Source organism: Pedobacter endophyticus (assembly GCF_015679185.1).
GTDB lineage: Bacteria > Bacteroidota > Bacteroidia > Sphingobacteriales > Sphingobacteriaceae > Pedobacter > Pedobacter endophyticus.
The window spans coordinates 5,256,125-5,277,159 of the sequence record NZ_CP064939.1; the positions used below are offsets into that span (position 1 = coordinate 5,256,125).

The following is a 21,035-nucleotide window of genomic DNA, read 5'->3' on the forward strand; positions in this document are numbered from 1 at the left end:
TAGCTAAATTTCTTGACATTGGATGGCTGTAATTACAACCGTATTAAAGATATCATCAACAGTACAACCCCGGCTCAGGTCGTTTATCGGCTTGTTCAGCCCCTGTAACATTGGGCCGATGGCCAAAGCTCCCGTTTCTCGTTGTACGGCTTTATACGTATTGTTTCCTGTGTTGAGATCGGGGAAAATCAGTACGCTGGCACGCCCGGCAACTTCTGAATTTGGCAGTTTTTGTCGGCCCACAACAGGGTCAACCGCCGCATCGTATTGAATTGGCCCTTCAATTTTGAGTTCGGGAAACCGTTGGCGAACAATTGCCGTGGCCTCTCTTACCCGTTCTACATCTTCTCCTTCGCCTGAAGTGCCGGATGAGTACGAAAGCATGGCAATACGCGGTTCAATACCAAACCTTGCGCTGCTTTCGGCCGATGAAATTGCAATTTCTGCCAACTGCTGGGCAGTAGGGTTGGGGTTAACGGCACAATCGCCAAAAATGGCCACACGTTCTGGCAGGCACATAAAAAATATCGACGAAACGACCGAAACGCCGGGCTTGGTTTTTACAAACTGCAGTGCTGGCCTAATGGTATGTTGGGTGGTATGAACGGCACCAGAAACCATTCCGTCGGCATCGCCTTTATACACCATCATGGTGCCGAAATACGACACGTCAGTCATCATATCCCGGGCCATTTCCATGTTTACGTTTTTAGCTTTTCGGAGTTCGTAAAGTTCCTCAACGTAATTATCGTAATGTTGTGAATGTGTGGGATTAAGGATCTGAATCGCGTCAAGATCGAGGTTTAGGCCCAAGCGTTTAATGGAATTGCCAATCTCAACCGGATCGCCCAGCAGCGTAATGTCCACAATATCCTGAGCGATGAGTTTTTCGGTAGCCTTTAAAATCCGGTCGTCGTTTCCCTCGGGCAAAACAATGTGCTTTTTCTCCCGCCTGGCCCACTTAACCAGTTGGTATTGAAACATGTGTGGTGTAATGCCCTGATAACTAAAGGTGATAATTTTATCGTCGAGTGCTTTAATATCAACATGACGCTCAAAAATATCGATGGCAAGTTCAATTTTCTTCTTGTTATCGATGGTAATTTTCGAGTGGATGGCGCCAATTGTTGTCGTTGTTTCGAAAGTGCCTTTTTTTACCGATATAATGGGGATAATTGTTTGCAAGCCCTCTATCAGCCTGATCATTGGTTCGTCGGGTAAACTTCCGGCGGTGAGTACAATGCCGGCAATTTTAGGGTAATTGGCCGAAAGGTTGGCTTGCAGCGAACCAATAATGATGTCGCCACGATCGCCAGGCGTAACAATAAGCAGGTTATCTTTAATGTGCCGCAAAAAGTTGGGCAACATCATCGCACCGGTTACAAAGTTATCCACCTGGTTATCCATTAGGTCGGCGCCAAATAACACGTCGGCTTCTAATGCCGCGGTAATTTCTTTCATTGTGGGGCTTTGCAGACCGGTTTCTATGGGTATTACGGCAATCAAAAGCTCAGGCGGCAGTTGGTTGCTTAGTGCTTGCTTAATCCGCTCCGCTTCTTCGGGGTTAACCATATTGGCCACAACACCAAGTACCTGCACATCCCTCAACAAAAAGTTGCGGTAAATGTTAATGGCCGATTTAAAAAGCTGACTAGCAGTTTTATTCTTTCCGGAAACCACGATAAGAACAGGGGCGCCGAGGTTTTTGGCCATTAAAGCATTCGATTCAAACTCAAACGCACTTCCCTCGCCTAAAAAATCGCTGCCCTCAATTACTGTAAAATCATAGTTATCTTCAAGTTTCTTGTACTTGCTTATAATGGTGTTAATTATGGCGCCGCTATCTTCAGCATGGTGCAACATATCCTGCCGCGTAAACGCAAAGGCATCCTGATAGGGTACGGGCAACGAGAAATAATCGAGCATCGCTTTTACATGCTCATCTTCCATATTAGGGTCTTCCTGCGCAATAATCGGCTTAAAATAACCCACCTTTTTTGTTTTGGCCAGCAACATGTTAATCATGCCGAAGGCGATAACTGATTTTCCGGTGTAAGGTTCTGCGGAAGCAATAAAGATGTTTTTAGTCATAGATAGGATAATGAGATATGAATAACCAACATCGACGAAGATAGTTGTAAAAAAATGAATTAAGCTAAAAAGTGATGTCAATCATTCGCTTTTTTATTCAAAATCTCGTCTAAATTAGCCTTTCTATCCGTTGAAAATGGCTTTGCCGTGATGGTGGCAAATAAAAAACGATTTTTTCTTGCTAGCCGTCAAATAATTACCTTTTTGAAGCTATAAATTGTCGTTTTCCGTTTTGACTAAATGTTATTCTGTTCTATTTTAGTAGGCATGATCAGCGCCATGCTGATATAAAGGATTAACCAAACAGATTTTACAGTGCAACTTGATATATTTTCTCTGCAGGAAGATAGGGTAGGCGAAAGCAGAGATTTTAATTCGTGCTTAATTAATGCGGCTCAATACATCATGGCGATGTGTTTTGTTGATGAATTTGAGCTGGTAAACGTAGGTTTGACGGAAAACACGGGCTTGAAGATCGTCAGAAGTAGTAAAAAAGCGCTGTCTCCTCCAATCTACGATCACCTGGCGCTTGTAAATATTGCTGGAATCTGCTGCCTGACCATCGAAACGTTTGGTGCTGAAAGGGTGGCCGCCGAAATGCATACATTTCCCGAAGATGCATCGAACATGTCGCTCGCCGTAAATGAAGATGCTTACCTTGCGTTCAAAAGAAATCTTCGGCCTGTGGCCCGGGCTTTTCTCTTAAACCCGCTGCAAGTTGAATGGAGTACCATTTTAAAAGCTTTCGAGTTCTTTTTATTAACTGAGGTTGATCAGGCCGTTTGCTTTCTGTCGTCAGTTTTTCAATCTCATCAGAACGATCTGATTTCCCATGAGGGAATTTTTGATCAACTCGTGTTTCAAGATTTTTATGCTGGTTTAAGTGCTGCAATTTCGAGATTTAAAAGCGAGCGTTATCCCTTAACAAAATCTACGTTTCATATTAGTTAAGTTTTCTGAGAATTGTAAATTGTTAATGGTTTAGGGAGCGGTAGCTGGAAAATGGGGCTGCTGTCCGTTGTGCCAGTGCAACCAACTGGACTGCTAGTGTAACGAACTGGACTGCCAGTGCAACCAACTGGACTGCTAGTGTAACGAACTGGAATGCCAGTGCAACCAACTGGAAGGTTAGTGCAACGAACTGGACTGCCAGTGCAACCAACTGGAATGTTAGTGCAACCAACTGGAATGTTAGTGCAACCAACTGGAATGCCAGTGCAACCAACTGGAATGTTAGTGCAACCAACTGGACTGCTAGTGTAACGAACTGGAATGCCAGTGCAACCAACTGGAATGTTAGTGTAACGAACTGGAATGTTTGTGCAACGAACTGGAATGCTAGTGCAACCAACCTGAGCGGTAGTTCAAAGGTTTAGCGAAGGCTAGGCGCATAAATACTGTGTTTTCTATGTGCCTATGTGGTAAAAAATCCCTCGATTAGTCTGGCCAGGTGAAACACCATGTTTTCCATGTGCCTATGTGGTGACAAACCTTTAGCGGCTCATTTTAACAATTTCTCAAACTTATTCGGCACAAATTGTATTTAACTAATAATAAACAGCATAAAATATGAGTCGTTTTCAGGATAAAGTTGCATTAGTTACAGGAAGCAGTCAGGGAATTGGCGCCGCTTGCGCTTTGCGGTTGGCAAAAGATGGTTGTGATATTATTTTAAATGGGCACAAGTTCGACGAACGGGGGCAGGAAGTAATTGATCAAATAGAAGCGCTAGGCAGAAAAGCCACATTTGTTACGGCGGATTTGAGTAAGGCCAAAGAAGCTATGCGGTTAATTGATGATGCGGTAGCTACTTATGGCCGCTTAGATATTTTGATCAATAATGCAGGAATTGAAAAAAACGCCAATTTTTGGGAAGTTACCGAAGAAGATTACGATTTGGTTATGGATACCAACTTGAAAGGCATTTTTTTTAGCACCCAATCATTTGTGAAATATTGCAGGCAAAAAAATGTGCCCGGGGTGGTCATTAATATGAGTTCTGTACACGAGGAAATCGTTTTCCCTCATTTTGCAGCTTACTGCGCAAGCAAAGGGGGGCTAAAAATGTTAACCCGCAATTTAGCCACGGAGCTGGCTCCATTTAACATCAGGGTAAATAACGTGGCGCCCGGGGCAGTGTCAACACCCATTAATCAGGCGCTGTTGAGCAATAAGGAGCAATTGGAAAAAGTAATCCAGAATATTCCGCTGCGGCGCATGGGTAAGGTTGAAGATGTAGCTTCGGTAGTGGCTTTTTTAGCTTCTGATGAGGCCGCCTACGTTACCGGATCTACTTACTTTGTTGATGGCGGATTAACTTATCATTACGAAGAACAGTAAAAGGTAAAAGAGATCAGGCGGGAATCGTAAAGGTCGAGATCAATACAAGGCACCCAATTTTGCGCATTAACATCCCCTACAAGCTAACAATGACATACATATGAAAGACCGTCATTGCGAGGCAGAGCCTGTCCCGACTTCTCGGGAAAGCAATCTCATTCCGAAAATCAGATTGCTTCGGCTCGCACAGGCCCGGCCTCGCTACAAAGTAGCCCCTTTGGGGCAATGACGACTCGGTGGAGAACTTGTCATCCCAACTCCTTGGTTGTTTCAAAATGAGCTGAGGACCCTTCTCGGATAATGCTAGAAATTTGTTGCCATTTGATTTTCTTAAATCATAAAACTATGCCACCAAAAATGTGTCCACACAATAGGAGAATTAACTAACACCAGTGCAAAATAGGAAACAGATTCTTTCCCGAGAAGTCGGGAAATGACAAGCACCTTTCTCAACCCTTTAATTGAGGCACCAGATTCAAAAATGCCTGTGCATTTGCTACGTACTTTTTCTTATCGAGCTTAAAGTAAAACGCTCCTTTTTTTGATCCCGACCGGTCTTTTTCATCCAGTTTAATGAGAAGGCCAGTTGAGGTAATCTTCCGGCTAAAATTTCGGGTATCGATTTTCGTATCATTCACTTCTTCAAAAAGAATCTGAAGTTGGGGAATAGTGAATTTTTTGGGCAACATTTCAAATAAAATCGGATGCAGCGCCGCTTTGTACCTTAATTTTTTCCTCGCATCAGCAACCATCTGGTTATGATCGAATATCAATTTCGGACGATCGTTAATTAAAAACCATTCAGCTTTATGGTCGTCGTTCAATTGCGCCTCATATTTATGAATATCAATTAAGGCAAAATAACCCACCGAAAATGTCCGCTCAATCGGGTCGCGATTAGGTTCGCCATACACCTGTAACTGTTCGAGGTAAACGCCTTCGAGGCCAGTTGTTTTTTTAAGTACCCGATTTGCTGCATCGTCGGGCGTTTCATTGGGGCCAACAAAGCCACCCATTAAACTCCACTTGTTTATTTCGGGTTCCAGGCCCCTTTTTACCAGGAGGATTTTGAGGTGTTCCCCGTCAAATCCAAATACAATGCAATCTACCGCAACGAGATAATGTGGCTGTTTCGAATACTCTTTCATTTATGATAGGGTTTTGAAAGCTTAATATGTTGAAATTTCTGCGAATATAAAAATTAATATTAAATGTCTGCTTGACAATTAATATTTTTTTTATAATTTGCACTCGCGATATTTTTAGCCGGAAACGGATTACTTTCTAACCAACATAAACAAATGGATCAAGCTTTCGAATTAGATAATAACCCACACACCAGATTAAATATATTAACAGGGGATTGGGTTTTAGTTTCACCGCACCGTACAAAAAGGCCGTGGCAGGGAAAAGTAGAGGATGTTACTCCTGATAATCGCCCGGATTACGACCCCAAATGTTATTTATGCCCGGGAAACGGCAGGGCCGACGGGGATACGAATCCTGATTATACGGAAAGCTTTGTTTTTAACAACGATTTCGCTGCGTTGCTGCCCGAAACTCCAAACGGAAGCCTGAACGAAGATGGATTATTGGTAGCCGCTAACCAAAAAGGAGTTTGTAAAGTGATTAGTTTTAGTCCTAAACACAACCTTACATTGCCCGAAATGAGTTTAGAGGCTATTACAGCGGTGGTAAACGTTTGGCAAAGTGAATTTGAAAACCTTGCAGCGCAAGAATGGATCAGGTATATTCAGATTTTTGAAAATAAAGGTGAAATTATGGGTTGCAGTAACCCGCATCCACATGGCCAAATCTGGTCGCAAGGCGATATTCCTTTAGAAATTGTTAAAGAAACCGAGCGTCAGAAAACCTATTACGCGGTACATAGAAAAAGCCTTTTGGCAAACTATTTAAAACTCGAACTGGAAAAAGGGGAGCGTATTGTATTTCAAAACGATCATTTTGTGGCCCTTGTTCCGTTTTGGGCGGTTTGGCCTTACGAAATTATGATTGTGAGCAAACGTCATGTCAACAGCATTAAACTGTTTACCAACGCTGAGAAAGTTGCCTTAGCGGAAGCCATAAAGGTAGTTACAACCAAATACGACAATCTTTTCGAAACCTCTTTCCCTTATTCGGCCGGTATGCATCAGGCGCCGGTAAACGATGGCGATTACCCGGAATGGCATTGGCATATGCATTTTTACCCGCCACTTTTACGTTCTGCATCTGTAAAGAAGTTTATGGTAGGTTACGAAATGCTGGCAAATCCACAACGAGATATTACGGCAGAGTTTGCTGCAAATCGCTTGCGGGAGACGTCGAATGTGCACTATAAAATCAGCAAAGCTGAAAATTAAATCTTTCAATATGAATCTTCAAGATCTAAAATCTAAATTCAAAGCCCTTTATAATGCCGAGCCGCTGTTAGTTCGTTCGCCGGGAAGGATCAATATTATTGGCGAGCATACCGATTACAACGATGGCTTTGTAATGCCTGCTGCTATTGATAAGGCTATATATGTGGGCATTTCTAAACGGGATGACAATGAAGTGCACCTGTTTTCTGCAAGCTACCAGCAAAGCGATGTCTCATCGGTAACCGATTTAAAAAAGTCTGAAAACGAATGGGCAAATTACATTTTGGGGGTAGCCGATCAAATTCAAAAGCGAGGCTATAAATTCGGCGGCTTCAACTTTTACATTGATGGCGATGTGCCACTGGGTGCCGGGTTATCGTCGTCGGCAGCGGTAGAATGTGCAACAGGTTATGCACTCGATCAGCTATTTGGGCTAAATATTGAGAAGATGGATATTGCCTTGATCGGACAAAAAGCTGAGCAAACATTTGCGGGCGTTAACTGCGGTATTATGGATCAGTTTGCCTCAGTTTTTGGTAAAAAAGATCATGCTACAATGTTGGATTGCAGATCGATGGAATACAGCTACATTCCGTTGAAATTAGATGGCTATAAACTTGTGCTTTTAAATACCAACGTTAAACACTCCCTTTCTGATTCGGCTTACAACAAAAGACGGGCATCGTGCGAGCAGGGCGTAGCCTGGGTAAAGGAACAATACGCCGACGTAACGAGCCTTCGCGATGTTGATATGGCCATGTTGGATAACTGTGTAAAGGCGAAGGATAAAGAGGTGTACACCAAATGCAAATTTGTGATCGAAGAAATTGAACGCCTACAAAAAGCTGCAGAAGAACTGAAGAACGGCAACCTGAAAGCTTTGGGCAAATTGATGCTGGAAACGCACGAAGGATTAAGCGCTGATTACGAGGTAAGTTGTGCAGAGCTCGATTTTTTGGTTGATTGTGTAAAGCCGCTCGATGAGGTGCTTGGTGCACGGATGATGGGCGGCGGTTTTGGCGGCTGTACCATTAACATTATTAAAGAAGAAAAGATACCTCGGTTAATTGAGGAGCTCACCCTAAAATACGAGCAACAATTTGGATTGAAGCTTGGTGCTTACGTGGTAACAACGGATGATGGAACAAGTGTAATCAGTTAAAATCTATAATCAAACGATACAATGAACAATAATTTATTAGAAGCGAAAGATTACATTGTTTTTGCGGTGTATTTCGTTATTGTGGCGGCTTACGGGCTGTACATTTACAACAAGAAAAAATCTGAATCGACGGGTTCAAAGGATTATTTCCTTGCCGAAGGGTCGCTAACATGGTGGGCAATCGGCGCATCGCTAATTGCATCGAACATCTCTGCCGAGCAGTTTATCGGCATGAGCGGATCTGGCTTTAAAATGGGTTTGGCCATAGCAACGTACGAGTGGATGGGCGCCGCCACGTTAATTGTTGTGGCTGTGTTTTTTATTCCCGTGTACCTAAAAAATAAAATTGCCACCATGCCGCAGTTTTTGCACCAGCGGTACAACGGCACGGTTGCCATGATTATGGCTGTGTTTTGGCTGTTGTTGTATGTGGTGGTAAACCTAACTTCAATTCTTTACCTTGGCGCACTTGCGGTAAGCAGTATCTCGGGCTTTAACCTCCAGTTTTGCATGTATGCCATTGCCGCCTTCGCCATTATTATTACGCTGGGCGGAATGAAAGTAATTGGCTATACCGATGTTATTCAGGTGTTCTTTTTAATCCTCGGCGGATTAGCTACAACTTATCTTGCTTTAAATCTGGTTTCGACACATTATGGTACAAGCGGAATTTTTGAAGGCTACAGCTTAATGACTGCCAAGGCATCTGAACATTTTCACATGATTTTGAAGCCAGATAACGAAAATTACATCGATCTTCCGGGCTTAAGTGTACTTGTAGGCGGTATGTGGATTGTAAACTTAAATTATTGGGGTTGCAACCAATACATTACGCAACGGGCGCTGGGTGCAAACTTAGAAACGGCCCGCGGCGGTTTATTATTCGCCGCTTTGCTAAAGCTTTTGATGCCCATTATAGTTGTTTTGCCCGGCATCGCGGCGTATGTTTTGTATAAGGATGGTGCTTTTCAAACAGAAATGCTTCAAGATGGGTCGGTGAACCCTGATCGTGCTTATCCGGTACTGCTAAATTTATTACCTGCCGGATTAAAGGGCCTCTCGTTCGCCGCATTAACCGCTGCGGTAGTGGCCTCGCTTGCCGGTAAGGCAAATAGCATCGCTACCATTTTTACGTTAGATATCTACAAAAAAGTATTAAAAGAAGATGCTACAGAGAAAAATCTGGTAAATACCGGAAAAATTTCTATCGTTGTAGCCATGATATTGGGTGTCTTGATAGCACCACATTTGGGTATCGATAAAAAAGGTGGTTTTCAATACATTCAGGAGTATACGGGCTTCGTATCGCCTGGTATTTTTGCCATGTTCATTTTAGGTTTCTTTTGGAAAAGAACCACTTCGGGTGCAGCCTTATTTGCAACAATTGGTGGCTTTGGCTTATCCATCCTGTTGAAATTCTTGCCTAACATGACAGATCTTTCGTGGTTATCGGGAATGGGATTTTCGGTAAAAAACGCCGATGGCATCTACGAAATTCCTTTTTTAGATAGAATGGGATTTGTTTTCGTGTTCTGTATCATTGGTATGGTCATCATCAGCATGCTGTCTGATAAAACCAAGGCCGAAGCTAAAGGACTTGAAATCGACGCCAAAATGTTTAAAACTTCAACTGCCTTCGCGGTTGGCTCGTTAATAGTTATTGGTTTGCTGGTTGCACTTTACAGCGTTTATTGGTAGGCTTTAATTGCTTAAAATTCAGTGAAAAAAGGGGTAAGATCATTCGGTCTTATCCCTTTTTTATTGATAGCATGATTAGTTATGGTATAAAACAAACAACATTGTGGTCCTGAGGAGTAATTAATTGCATAAAATTGATATGAGTGGGGTAAATACGGAGTGGCTACCTTTTCTTGTCATTCTGAACGCAGTGAAGACCGCGAAGCAGCTACGAAGTGAATCTCCAGGCGATGAATGCCAGACGCTAACAAACCACTGTCCAAAAAAGGAAGTGAGTAAGCGGAGATTAGTGCGAATCGGCAAGAGATTCTTCGTGTCTCAGAATGACAAAGCGGCCGTCATTCCCAATTTAATTGGGAATCTTAAAGCGAAAGAAAGGCTTTAGCTTGGCATTAGGATTCCCGCCTGCGCGGGAAAGACGGCAAGAATATAAACGTCATTCATATGGATTTTTTTCCTGAAAAATTACGACTCAGCTGGATTGGGGAATCGTAATTCAAAAAAAGTATCGCTAGCATTTGTCGCCTACATACGGGACCACATGCGTGAATGACGAATGGTGTCTTTTCATCACTAGGTCGCTCTGCGTTTTATCTGCACTTCGACTATCATCAAGCGGCGCTGTCAAAACTTTTATGTCGCCTGTGTGTTTTCAACTAAATCTTATTTCGGCTTGATTATTAAATCTATGGACGAGTTTAAAACTTTCGATTTTCACAGAATCTTCTTTGGCGACCTTCCATATCTTTTCTTGCTTGAAATTGTGTTTCGCACGGCCATAATGTATTTCTACACCATTGTGCTATTGCGTTTTTTAGGTAAGCGCAGCATGGGGCAGCTTTCTACCTTAGAGCTTGCAATCATCATCTGTTTTGGTTCAGCTGTTGGCGATCCAATGATGGGAAAAGACATTCCGATTATACACGGAATGGTGGTTATTACCAGTGTGGCCTTGTTACAAACAGGAGCCGAGTGGGTAATTAACCGAAATAAGCGGTTGGAGGCGTTTATGGAAGGACGGCCTGATTGCCTCGTCGAAAATGGGTTAATCGTAAACACTTCGTTAGATCGCAATAACCTGAGCCATGAAGATCTTTTCAGGTTTCTTCGCACTAAAGATATTGAGCATTTGGGTCAGGTTAAAAATGCTTTTTTCGAAACGTCAGGGCTGGTTTCTGTATGGTGTTTCAGTAAGCCCGAAGTGCGCCCGGGTTTAGGCATCCTGCCCGAAGAGCAGATTGCCGAAGACAGCATCATCCCTTCGGGCACGGCCATAAAGGATGCGGGACATTTCAGTTGCAAAAATTGCGGTTATACTGACCATGTAAGCCTCTTAACAAAGCTTGGTGAGTGCAAAAACTGCGGCGAGAAAGAGTGGAGCAGATCTGTAGAGCCGGATTAGGACGCACAGAACTACAGCTAGCTATCTTTCTGTTGATTTTCTTTACTGCACATCTGGTTAGGTGCAAGTCCAATGTTATTCAGTTAACTAAAAACAAAAAACATTGTCATCCTGAGCGGTAATTTATTGCATAAAAAACAATATGAATGACATTGTTTTTTAGAAAATACGCTAAGAGGCGTCGTCATTTCGAGGGTAGCCGAGAAATCTTTATTCAAGGTTCAAAGGTTTCTCCTCCATAGGAGCACCTTTGGAGCACTTCGGTAGAATCCGATAGCTATCGGATGACGATTTTTTTAATGTTTTCAGAAAACGTCAATGGTAGGGGAATTTATTGCATAAAAATTAATGTGAATGACGTTTTTAAGGCGGTCGTCATTCCTCCCAAAGTTTCGGGAAGGATGACGGCCGTTCATGTCTAGCGTTATAAAAGAGCGAAGTGCATAAAAACGTCAATGGTAGCATTTCGCCTACGCTCAATACAGGCTTAATCGAATGGCAGATGTTAATAGATTTATCGTATAAAAAAGTCTTCGACTGAGTTTATCTTGAGCATTTCGACTACACTCAATACAAGCTCAAGCCGAAAGGCTCAGACTGACACCTGTCTTACCCAACTAAACCACATTGGGGGGTAGTAGCTTTTATCTTCAAACAATTTACAACAATCCAACAATTTGCCATCGCAATATTTGCCAATAAAAGTATCTTTGCGGTTATGCAATTGGCCAAAGAGGTTAAATATTTAATCAACAAAGAGGTGTTGTTAGAGTGGCGCTCCAAGTACACCATCAACGGGGTGCTGTTATATGTAGTGTCGACCATTTTTACCTGTTACCTTTCTTTTGTAAGCCTCGGCGACAAGCTGGCCTGGAATGCGCTGTTTTGGGTAATTATGCTTTTTGCTTCGATTAACGGGGTATCAAAAAGTTTTTTGCAAGAAACCAAGGGGCAACAATTGTACAGTTATGTGTTGGCAAGTCCGGCTGCCGTGCTAATTTCGAAAACGGTATATAACACCTTGTTGATGCTCGTTTTAACCACCATAGCGCTGGGTTTCTACACTTTGGTTTTTGATTCTTTTACTCCGCCTGATCTGCTTTTATACTACGTTGCGGTGGTAATAGGAAGCATTAGTTTTTCAACTGTTTTTACAATGGTTTCAGCCATTGCAAGTAAAGCAGGCAACGGTGGCATGTTAATGGCCATTTTAAGCTTTCCGATCATCATTCCGGTGCTGATACTTTTAATTAAACTGGCAAAAAATGCGGTTGATGGCTTGCCATGGGAAAATAGTTACGATGAAATAGGAATGTTACTGGTGGTGAATGTACTTACAGTTGCAACCTCTTTATTGTTATTTCCATACCTTTGGAGGGATTAGGAAATTATTGAATAAGAGAATGATTGATTTAAAGAATGAAGATTGATCGAATGGAAAGTAACAGCCAAAATTACTCATTCATAAAAAAATAAAACGATAGAAAATAAACATTCACTCATTCAAAACTCACTCATTCAAAACTCACTCATTCTATAAATAGATACGCATGAATAAAACTTGGTGGAAAATTTTAGCTTCGGTGCTGGTAATTTATACTGCAATTGCTGGCTTATTGATGGGCGTTCCGCGTTTAGCCATTTTAAATGAAACAATCAGAAATTTGTATTTCCACGTTCCGATGTGGTTTGCCATGATTGTGCTTTTCTCTATTTCGGTTTATTACAGCATCAGGTCGTTGAGTAGCAAAAGCGAAATCGATGATATGAAAGCTGTAGAAAGTGTAAATGCAGGTATTATTTTTGGTCTTTTGGGGCTCGTAACCGGCGCCATTTGGGCCAAATACACCTGGGGGCAATTCTGGAGCTTCGACCCGAAGCAAAATTTTGCTGCCATTTCCGTATTACTCTACTTTGCGTATTTAATTCTTCGCAATGCGATAGATGAAGAGCAGAAACGGGCTAAAATCTCGGCCATTTATAACATCTTCGCGTTTCCGATGATGGTTGTTTTACTTTTCGTTTTACCGCGATTGAAAGATTCTTTGCATCCGGGTAACGGTGGCAACCCCGGCTTTAACAGCTACGATCTCGATAGTCGCATGCGCATGGTGTTCTATCCCGCATGTTTGGGCTGGATTTTGATCGGTTATTGGGTGTATACCATTCGTTTCAGAGTCCGTGCCATAGAAAACACAATTAATACGCCTCAAATTGAAGATAGAAAAGGCGACAATAGCTTATAAGGAATAGGCACGGGACTAACAACCAAATAAAAGCGACACACAACACAAATAAAAATGAAAAAGATATTATTTTCACTATTGCTAATGATTTCGTCGATACAACTGTTTGCTCAGGATAACGGCGTAGAAATGGCCGATAAAATGCGTACGGATGGTAAAATTTACGTTGTGGTAACCTGCATCGTCATTATCTTGCTCGGTTTATTGGCTTATCTTTTCACAATCGACAAAAGATTAAAAAAAATAGAGAAAGAAAACCTACCTAAAAACTAAGTTTAAACGGTTTAAAAGTGTTTTTTAAAACGTTTTTTATTGGTGTTTGCTATACACTAAGTACTTTTCGATTTGGATATATGCAGTTTTTTTAGGCAATTTTGCGCCATACTTTAATTCTTAAAAAATAAAAAATGGCTAATCTAGCAGACGAGAACAAGTTTTTTGCAGACGTATGTAAAAACTTTGACAGTGCGGCTCAATTCACCAATCATCCCGATGGGTTATTGAACCAGATTAAAGCATGTAATAGTGTTTATCGTTTCCAGTTCCCAATTCGCCGTGGAAATGGTTTCGAAGTAATAGATGCATGGCGTGTAGAGCACTCGCACCACATGAGCCCAACAAAAGGCGGTATTCGTTACAGCGAAATGGTAAACGAAGATGAGGTTATGGCCCTTGCTGCGTTAATGACTTATAAATGTGCTATCGTAAACGTACCTTTTGGCGGTGCAAAAGGCGGAATCAAAATCAATACCAAACAATATAGCGTTGCCGAGTTGGAAACCATTACGCGTCGTTATACCACAGAGTTAATCAAGAAAAATTTTATCGGGCCCGGCATCGATGTTCCTGCACCGGATTATGGATCGGGCGAACGCGAAATGAGCTGGATTGCCGATACGTATATGACAATGAATCCCGGTCAGTTAGATGCGCTGGGTTGTGTAACGGGTAAGCCAATTGCGTTGCATGGTATCCGTGGACGTAAAGAAGCCACCGGACGTGGTGTTGCTTATGCGGTTCGCGAATGTGTTGATGTAGCCGAAGATATGGCAAAAATCGGCCTTAAAGCTGGCTTGGGCGATAAGAGAGTAATTGTTCAGGGATTGGGTAATGTGGGCTATCATTCTGCCAAATTTTTGGCCGAGTTCGGCGCTACCATTGTTGGTTTGTGCGAATACGAAGGTGCAATTTATAACCCTAACGGCCTTAATGTTGATGAGGTTTTTGCACACCGTAAAAATACCGGTTCGATATTGGGCTTTCCGGGTGCAACAGATTTTAAAAACTCAATGGAAGGTCTGGAGCAAGACTGCGATATCATTGTACCTGCAGCTTTAGAAAACCAGTTTACCGAGCACAACATCCGCAACATTAAGGCTAAAATTATTGCCGAAGGTGCCAACGGGCCAACCACACCAGAGGCTGAAACTATTTTTACGCAAATGGGCGGTATCATTATCCCCGATATGTATTGCAACGCAGGTGGTGTAACTGTTTCGTATTTTGAGTGGTTAAAAAACCTTTCGCATGTGGCTTTTGGCCGTATGGAGAACCGTTATGCAGCCAACTCGAACGCAAACTTAATTGCTACACTCGAAAATTTAACGGGTAAAACCATTCTTCCTGAGCACCGTTTAATGATTGTTAAAGGCGCCTCGGAAATGGAACTGGTAAACTCTGGGTTGGAAGATACAATGATCCATTCTTATCACGAAATTCGTGAAACGAGAATGACCAAGCCAGCAACCGAAACATTAAGAACGGCTGCTTTTGTAAACTCGATCGATAAAATTGCTGTTTCGTATATGAATTTAGGCGTGTGGCCTTAATCCACTGCCGTCATTGCGAGTCCCGATTTTCATCGGGATGTGGCAATCTTTTTAAAAAAATCCCTGCAGATATATCATTTGCAGGGATTTTTTGTACTATTTGTTTCCGTTTGCAATTAAAGAAGTCAAGTTTTTAAAACTTGACTTCTCTGTAACACTGTTAATTTTTCGTCTGCCATGACGATAGTCCGGTTAAACACATCCGTCATTGCGAATCTCGATTTTTCATCGGGATGTGGCAATCTTATTAAAAAAAAATCCCTACAGATGTATAATTTGCAGGGGGTTTTTTTGCTATTTGTTTCCGTTTGCAACTGGAGAAGTCAAGTTTTAAAAACTTGACTTCTCTGTAAGGGCCGTTAATTTTTCGTCTGCCATTACGATAGTCCGGTTAAACACTGCCGTCATTGCGAATCCCGATTTTTCATCGAGATGTGGCAATCTTATTAAAAAAGTCCTTGCATGTCTATAATTTGCAGGGATTTTTTGTGCTATTTGTTTCCGTTTGCAATTAGAGAAGTCAAGTTTTAAAAACTTGACTTCTCTGTAAGGGCCGTTAATCTTTCGTCTGCCATTACGATAGTCCGGTTAAACACATCCGTCATTGCGAATCCCGATTTTTCATCGGGATGTGGCAATCTTATTAAAAGAAATCCCTGCAGATGTATCATTTGCAGGGATTTTTTGTACTGCTTGTTTCGGTTTGCAATTAGAGAAGTCAAGTTTTAAAAACTTGACTTCTCTGTAAGGGCCGTTAATTTTTCTTCTGCCATTACGATAGTCCGGTTAAACACATCCGTCATTGCGAATCTCGATTTTTCATTGAGATGTGGCAATCTTATTAAAAAAGTCCTTGCATGTCTATAATTTTCGGGGGTTTTTTATGCTATTTGCTTCCGTTTGCAACTGGAGAAGTCAAGTTTTAAAAACTTGACTTCTCTGTAAGGGCCGTTAATTTTTCGTCTGCCATTACGATAGTCCGGTTAAACACATCCGTCATTGCGAATCCCGATTTTTCATCGGGATGTGGCAATCTTATTAAAAAAGTCCTTGCATGTCTATAATTTGCAGGGATTTTTTGTGCTATTTGTTTCCGTTTGCAATTAGAGAAGTCAAGTTTTTAAAACTTGACTTCTCTGTAACACTGTTAATTTTTCGTCTGCCATTACGATAGTCCGGTTAAACACATCCGTCATTGCGAGTCCCGATTTTTCATCGAGATGTGGCAATCTTTTAAAAGAAATCCCTGCAGATGTATCATTTGCAGGGTTTTTTTGTACTGCTTGTTTCGGTTTGCAATTAGAGAAGTCAAGTTTTAAAAACTTGACTTCTCTGTAAGGGCCGTTAATTTTTCATCTGCCATTACGATAGTCCGGTTAAACACTGCCGTCATTGCGAATCCCGATTTTTCATCGGATGTGGCAATCTTTTTAAAAAAATCCCTGCAGATGTATAATTTTCGGGGGTTTTTTTGCTATTTGTTTCCGTTTGCAACTGGGGAAGTCAAGTTTTAAAAAACTTGACTTCTCTGTAAGGGCGTTAGTTTATTAAGCCAAAACAGCATGACGGTATATTTAATGAAAGATGACCGCCCCTTCGAGCCTGAAAATGAGCCTCTCGGCTTGAGCTTGTATCGAGTGTAGTCGAAACGCTACGACGATGTAAGGGCATAGGAAGACTAGTGAACAATTGAACTTCGGACTTCGGACTTTTCGACTCCAGACTTTCGGGCTTCCACTATCAGCTAATTGTCAATATAAAGACAAGAAAAATGTAAATGAATGTTCACTATGGCTATTTTTCTATCTTTGTTACCAGCTTTTACAATAACATATAAAATGAAAAAAAGTGCAATAATTGGTCTGATAACCATTGCTATTTCTGTGGGAATCTTATTTAGCTTAAATGCAAATACAGACACTTATTCAAATTTTAAGGAAGCCGCTGCTTCGCAAAAAGAAGAGCATGTAATGGGTTACTGGGAAAAATCGCAAGGAACTTATTACGATGCAGTAAAAGACCCTAATCACTTTTCTTTCCACATGAAAGATGAAAAAGGGGAGATCCGCGAAGTTGTTTACTCAGGCACAAAGCCTCAAGATTTCGAAAAATCGGAAAAGCTTGTGCTGATAGGCAAAATGGATCAGGACAAGTTCTACGCCTCAAAAATCTTAATGAAATGCCCTTCAAAATATAATGATAACCTCGTCGAAATTAACAAAGATGGTAAAGTGGACGAAGTAGGTAAGTACGGCGAGAAAAAATATAACTAATTTAATGGATATTCAATTTATAGGCGAAAACCTATTACCGGGTAAAATCGGTCAGTTCTTTATTGTTTTGGCGTTTAGTGCATCGTTGTTATCAACAGTTGCGTACTTTTTCGCCAGTCGCAACACAAACCTTGAAGATAAATCGTGGAGAAATCTGGGAAGAATTGGATTCCTTGTTAACTGGGCCAGTATTATTGGTATCGGGGTAACCTTGTTTTACCTCATTTTAGGGCATTACAACGAATACAGTTACGTTTACTGGCATTCATCAAAACAGTTGCCCGTTTATTATATCGTTTCGGCCTTTTGGGAAGGACAAGAGGGAAGTTTTTGGCTTTGGGCTTTTTGGCAGTCGTTTTTAGGTGCACTTTTAATTTGGAAGGCAAAAACCTGGGAGCGTCCGGTAATGACAGTTGTTGCTTTTTCTCAATTGTTTTTAACCTCAATGATGCTGGGCGTTGAAATTTTCGGCGAGCGCATCGGCAGTTCTCCATTCATCCTTTTAAGAGATTCGCTCGATTTAAAATCGATGGCGCCGGTGGTTTTCGCCAACCCCGAAAACTTCGCTAACTATTTAAAGTTTATTACCGATGGGCGAGGACTAAATCCTTTGTTGCAGAACTATTGGATGGTGATTCACCCGCCGACCTTATTTTTGGGTTTCGCCAGTATGGTGGTTCCTTTTGCTTATGGAATTGCAGCGCTTTGGCAAAAACGCTACAAAGAATGGATTAAGCCGGCAATGCCGTGGACGCTTTTTGCGGTAATGGTTTTGGGAACCGGTATTATTATGGGCTCTTTTTGGGCTTACGAAGCGCTAAACTTCGGCGGTTTCTGGGCCTGGGACCCTGTAGAAAATGCATCGTTAATTCCGTGGCTTACCTTAATTGGCGCAGTACACGTTATGATTGCCTATAAAAACACAGGTCATGCCTATTTTACCGCAATTGCACTCGTTTTTCTGAGTTTCTTGCTGGTGCTTTACGCATCTTTCTTAACCCGAAGCGGCATTTTGGGCGATACCTCGGTTCACTCGTTTACCGATATGGGTATGTTTGGTCACCTGATCCTTTACAATGTTGTTTTTGCCGCATTGGCCGTTACTTTAATTGTAATGAGATGGAAAGAATTGCCCATTACCACAAAGGATGAAGAAACCTATTCTCGTGAATTTTGGATGTTTATTGGTGCCTTGGTAGTAACCATAGCCTGTATTCAGGTCATATTCTCCACTTCCGTTCCCGTATTTAACAAAGCCTTCGGAACCAACTTTTCGCCACCAATTGATGCCGTTAAATATTACAACCAGTGGCAGGCACCGTTTGCAGTATTGATTACTTTAATCTCCGGTTTCTCGCAATACTTAAAATACAAAAGGACCGATCCGCGTAAATTTTACAGCAGCCTCATTTCAGTTATACTTTTTTCTATTGTTTTAACTGCGGCACTGGTTTACGTAGCCGATGTGTACACAAACACCATGTACATATTAATAACGTTTAGTTGTTTGTTTGCCATCCTGTCAAATGCAGCCGTATTGTACCAGGCTTTCGGCGGAAAGGCGAAGCTTGCAGGCTCAGCTATTGCGCACATTGGTTTCGCTTTGTTGATTCTTGGCGCATTAATTTCGGCCGCTACAAATAAGCCTTTGTCTATCAATGCAAACAGGTTTATTCCGGTTAAGGATTTCGAAAAGACCGAAAAACCCGGCGAGAACATTATGTTGTATAAAAATGAGCCTAAAAAAATGGGCAAGTACACCGTAACTTATGTTAGCGATACCACCGAGGCGCCAAATACCATTTACGAGCTTAATTTTAAGGTTGTGGATGAGGCAACAGGGAAAGTGAAGGAAGATTTTAACCTGCATCCTCACGTTCAGGATAATGAAAAAATGGGATTGATTGCATCGCCCGATACCAAGCATTATTTAACTTACGATGTGTATACCCACATTACCAGTGCAGCCATAAAGGCAGAATCGCACGAAGACCATGAAGGGCATTCAGACGATGAGAATTACAAAGCACCACGTATTGTTAAGGTGTCCGAAGGCGATACCATCCACACATCGAGTGGAATTATAACCGTTAAGGGTTTAAACAATAAGCCTACAGCAAAAGATTTGGCGTTGGCACAAGGCGATTTTGCTGTTGGCCTGCCATTGGAGATTAACAGCGCCGGAAAAGTTTATAATACAGAGCCTATCTTTCTGATCAAAGGCAACAACACTTTCGATTTTGCACGGAAAATAGATCAGCTCGATTTAAAGTTCCGGTTTACGCGTGTTTTGCCTGAAGAGAAAAAAGTAGAATTACAGATTTTTGAGAAACCTCAGCAAGCCAAAGATTGGGTGGTTTTTAAAGCTATCGAATTTCCGTTTATCAATTTATATTGGGCAGGAACCATTGTAATGGTGATTGGATTTTTGTTATCTATTTTTAGGAGACGAAAAGAAGCGAAAACTGCATAAGCAAATGAATATTGTTTTATTAGGTTCGGGGAACGTTGCCACACAACTCGCCAAGGCTTTAACAGCAAAAGGCGAAACAATTGTGCAGGTTTATAGCCCCAACTTAAGCCATGCAGCACTGTTGGCCAATAAAGTGAACGCAGCTGCAGTTTCGGCAGTGAACGAAATACAAAAGAACGCCGATTTATACATCATTGCTGTAAAAGATGATGCTATTGAAAGCCTTGCCATTGCGTTAAGTGCTGTTGGCGGATTGGTGGTACATACATCCGGTACTACCGATATTAACGTTTTGGCAAAGCACTGCAAGCGCACAGGCGTTTTTTACCCGCTTCAAACCTTTTCCAAAGAAAAATCGGTATCGTTTGATCAGATTCCACTTTGTTTAGAGGCGAAACAACCAGGTGATTTGAGCCTATTACAACAATTGGCTAAAAAATTAAGCCAGAGGGTTTATGAAATGGATGGCGGAAAAAGAAAGGTATTGCATCTTTCGGCAGTATTTGCCTGCAATTTTCCGAATCATCTGTACGCTTTGGCTGCTCAAATTTTGGACGAGAATGGTTTAGATTTTGATTTGATGCGGCCACTGATTTTAGAAACTGCCGAAAAAATAGAAACGAACAGGCCTTTCGATGTGCAAACTGGTCCGGCCGTTCGAAAAGATGAAAATACTATAAATGAGCATTTAAGCATGCTCAACAACCTGCCCGAATTGCAGAAAATATATCAATCCCTTAGCGAGAGCATTAAATTAGTACATAAATAGTACAATTGCCGCTTTTGCTTATTACTTTTGCATAATACTTATGAGCATTTTTAAACTGAAAATAAATTTTGAGGAAGCAGATCACCAGCCGGTTGAATTACCAATAGCAGCCGGAGAATCTGTTTTAGATGTTTGCCTTGATAACGGAATCGAGCTTCAGCATAACTGCGGCGGCGTTTGCGGTTGCAGTACCTGCCACGTTTACGTAACCAAGGGCATGGATAACATTCAGGAAATTTCTGATAAAGAAGAAGACTTTATCGATCGGGCCGTTCGCCCTCGAATTACCTCCCGCTTAGGTTGCCAATGTGTGGTAATTAATGGCGATATTGAGGTTACCATCCCTGATCAATCTGGCTTTATGGGACATTAATTAGTCTTAAGTCCGA

Annotated in this window: 16 protein-coding genes; 14 read left to right on the plus strand and 2 right to left on the minus strand. The window is 41.7% G+C overall.

Annotation, left to right across the window (positions count from 1 at the left end; translation table 11 throughout):
- Positions 1-3 precede the first annotated feature (3 nt).
- Positions 4-2,091 (minus strand): phosphate acetyltransferase, encoded by a 2,088-nt coding sequence (gene pta / locus IZT61_RS21440; protein WP_196099036.1) that lies wholly within the window; start codon positions 2,089-2,091, stop codon positions 4-6.
- Between the two features lie 315 nt (positions 2,092-2,406).
- Here pta and IZT61_RS21445 point away from each other — a divergent pair, with 315 nt between their 5' ends.
- Positions 2,407-3,042, plus strand: coding sequence for a hypothetical protein (locus IZT61_RS21445; protein ID WP_196099037.1), 636 nt, complete (start codon positions 2,407-2,409; stop codon positions 3,040-3,042).
- A gap of 618 nt (positions 3,043-3,660) precedes the next feature.
- Positions 3,661-4,431, plus strand: coding sequence for an SDR family NAD(P)-dependent oxidoreductase (locus IZT61_RS21450; RefSeq protein ID WP_196099038.1), 771 nt, complete (start codon positions 3,661-3,663; stop codon positions 4,429-4,431).
- Between the two features lie 449 nt (positions 4,432-4,880).
- On the opposite strand, the gene IZT61_RS21455 is transcribed toward IZT61_RS21450, so the two are convergent.
- A complete protein-coding gene (locus IZT61_RS21455) occupies positions 4,881-5,579 on the minus strand; it encodes an NUDIX hydrolase (protein ID WP_196099039.1) in 699 nt (232 codons plus the stop codon).
- Between the two features lie 153 nt (positions 5,580-5,732).
- On the opposite strand from IZT61_RS21455, the gene IZT61_RS21460 reads away from it, so the two are divergent.
- The 12 genes from IZT61_RS21460 to IZT61_RS21515 all read left to right on the plus strand — a co-directional run bounded on the left by IZT61_RS21460 (position 5,733) and on the right by IZT61_RS21515 (position 21,019).
- Positions 5,733-6,794, plus strand: coding sequence for a UDP-glucose--hexose-1-phosphate uridylyltransferase (locus IZT61_RS21460; protein ID WP_196099040.1), 1,062 nt, complete (start codon positions 5,733-5,735; stop codon positions 6,792-6,794).
- Between the two features lie 10 nt (positions 6,795-6,804).
- Positions 6,805-7,956 (plus strand): galactokinase, encoded by a 1,152-nt coding sequence (locus IZT61_RS21465; protein WP_196099041.1) that lies wholly within the window; start codon positions 6,805-6,807, stop codon positions 7,954-7,956.
- Positions 7,957-7,977: 21 nt separating this feature from the next.
- Entirely contained in the window at positions 7,978-9,654 is a 1,677-nt protein-coding gene (locus IZT61_RS21470; protein ID WP_196099042.1) for a sodium/sugar symporter, read from the plus strand.
- 688 nt (positions 9,655-10,342) lie between these two features.
- Entirely contained in the window at positions 10,343-11,056 is a 714-nt protein-coding gene (locus tag IZT61_RS21475) for a DUF421 domain-containing protein (RefSeq protein ID WP_196099043.1), read from the plus strand.
- Positions 11,057-11,774: 718 nt separating this feature from the next.
- Positions 11,775-12,440: a heme exporter protein CcmB gene (locus tag IZT61_RS21480; RefSeq protein WP_196099044.1), complete on the plus strand. Its 666-nt coding sequence runs from the start codon at positions 11,775-11,777 to the stop codon at positions 12,438-12,440.
- A gap of 166 nt (positions 12,441-12,606) precedes the next feature.
- Positions 12,607-13,302 carry a cytochrome c biogenesis protein CcsA gene (ccsA, locus tag IZT61_RS21485; protein WP_196099045.1) on the plus strand — a complete coding sequence of 232 codons (696 nt, stop codon included), beginning with the start codon at positions 12,607-12,609 and terminating at the stop codon, positions 13,300-13,302.
- Between the two features lie 54 nt (positions 13,303-13,356).
- Positions 13,357-13,575 (plus strand): CcmD family protein, encoded by a 219-nt coding sequence (locus IZT61_RS21490; RefSeq protein WP_196099046.1) that lies wholly within the window; start codon positions 13,357-13,359, stop codon positions 13,573-13,575.
- 134 nt (positions 13,576-13,709) lie between these two features.
- Positions 13,710-15,131, plus strand: coding sequence for a Glu/Leu/Phe/Val family dehydrogenase (locus IZT61_RS21495; RefSeq protein WP_196099047.1), 1,422 nt, complete (start codon positions 13,710-13,712; stop codon positions 15,129-15,131).
- A gap of 1,838 nt (positions 15,132-16,969) precedes the next feature.
- On the plus strand, positions 16,970-17,404 hold the full coding sequence (locus tag IZT61_RS21500; protein WP_196099048.1) for a cytochrome c maturation protein CcmE domain-containing protein: 435 nt from the start codon (positions 16,970-16,972) through the stop codon (positions 17,402-17,404).
- A 4-nt stretch (positions 17,405-17,408) separates the two neighbouring features.
- Entirely contained in the window at positions 17,409-19,877 is a 2,469-nt protein-coding gene (locus IZT61_RS21505) for a heme lyase CcmF/NrfE family subunit (protein WP_196099049.1), read from the plus strand.
- Between the two features lie 4 nt (positions 19,878-19,881).
- Positions 19,882-20,646, plus strand: coding sequence for a Rossmann-like and DUF2520 domain-containing protein (locus IZT61_RS21510; protein WP_196099050.1), 765 nt, complete (start codon positions 19,882-19,884; stop codon positions 20,644-20,646).
- A 40-nt stretch (positions 20,647-20,686) separates the two neighbouring features.
- The gene (locus IZT61_RS21515) at positions 20,687-21,019 is read left to right on the plus strand and encodes a 2Fe-2S iron-sulfur cluster-binding protein (protein WP_196099051.1); all 333 of its coding nucleotides are present in this window, start codon (positions 20,687-20,689) and stop codon (positions 21,017-21,019) included.
- The last annotated feature ends 16 nt before the right edge of the window (positions 21,020-21,035 follow it).

Coding starts and splice junctions, on each gene's coding strand:
- IZT61_RS21470 (WP_196099042.1), top strand. CDS start 7,978: ATGAACAATAATTTATTAGAAGCGAAAGATTACATTGTTTTTGCGGTG.
- ccsA (WP_196099045.1), top strand. CDS start 12,607: ATGAATAAAACTTGGTGGAAAATTTTAGCTTCGGTGCTGGTAATTTAT.
- IZT61_RS21455 (WP_196099039.1), bottom strand. CDS start 5,579: ATGAAAGAGTATTCGAAACAGCCACATTATCTCGTTGCGGTAGATTGC.
- IZT61_RS21505 (WP_196099049.1), top strand. CDS start 17,409: ATGGATATTCAATTTATAGGCGAAAACCTATTACCGGGTAAAATCGGT.
- IZT61_RS21515 (WP_196099051.1), top strand. CDS start 20,687: ATGAGCATTTTTAAACTGAAAATAAATTTTGAGGAAGCAGATCACCAG.
- IZT61_RS21450 (WP_196099038.1), top strand. CDS start 3,661: ATGAGTCGTTTTCAGGATAAAGTTGCATTAGTTACAGGAAGCAGTCAG.
- IZT61_RS21465 (WP_196099041.1), top strand. CDS start 6,805: ATGAATCTTCAAGATCTAAAATCTAAATTCAAAGCCCTTTATAATGCC.
- IZT61_RS21510 (WP_196099050.1), top strand. CDS start 19,882: ATGAATATTGTTTTATTAGGTTCGGGGAACGTTGCCACACAACTCGCC.
- IZT61_RS21495 (WP_196099047.1), top strand. CDS start 13,710: ATGGCTAATCTAGCAGACGAGAACAAGTTTTTTGCAGACGTATGTAAA.
- IZT61_RS21475 (WP_196099043.1), top strand. CDS start 10,343: ATGGACGAGTTTAAAACTTTCGATTTTCACAGAATCTTCTTTGGCGAC.
- pta (WP_196099036.1), bottom strand. CDS start 2,091: ATGACTAAAAACATCTTTATTGCTTCCGCAGAACCTTACACCGGAAAA.
- IZT61_RS21490 (WP_196099046.1), top strand. CDS start 13,357: ATGAAAAAGATATTATTTTCACTATTGCTAATGATTTCGTCGATACAA.
- IZT61_RS21480 (WP_196099044.1), top strand. CDS start 11,775: ATGCAATTGGCCAAAGAGGTTAAATATTTAATCAACAAAGAGGTGTTG.
- IZT61_RS21460 (WP_196099040.1), top strand. CDS start 5,733: ATGGATCAAGCTTTCGAATTAGATAATAACCCACACACCAGATTAAAT.
- IZT61_RS21500 (WP_196099048.1), top strand. CDS start 16,970: ATGAAAAAAAGTGCAATAATTGGTCTGATAACCATTGCTATTTCTGTG.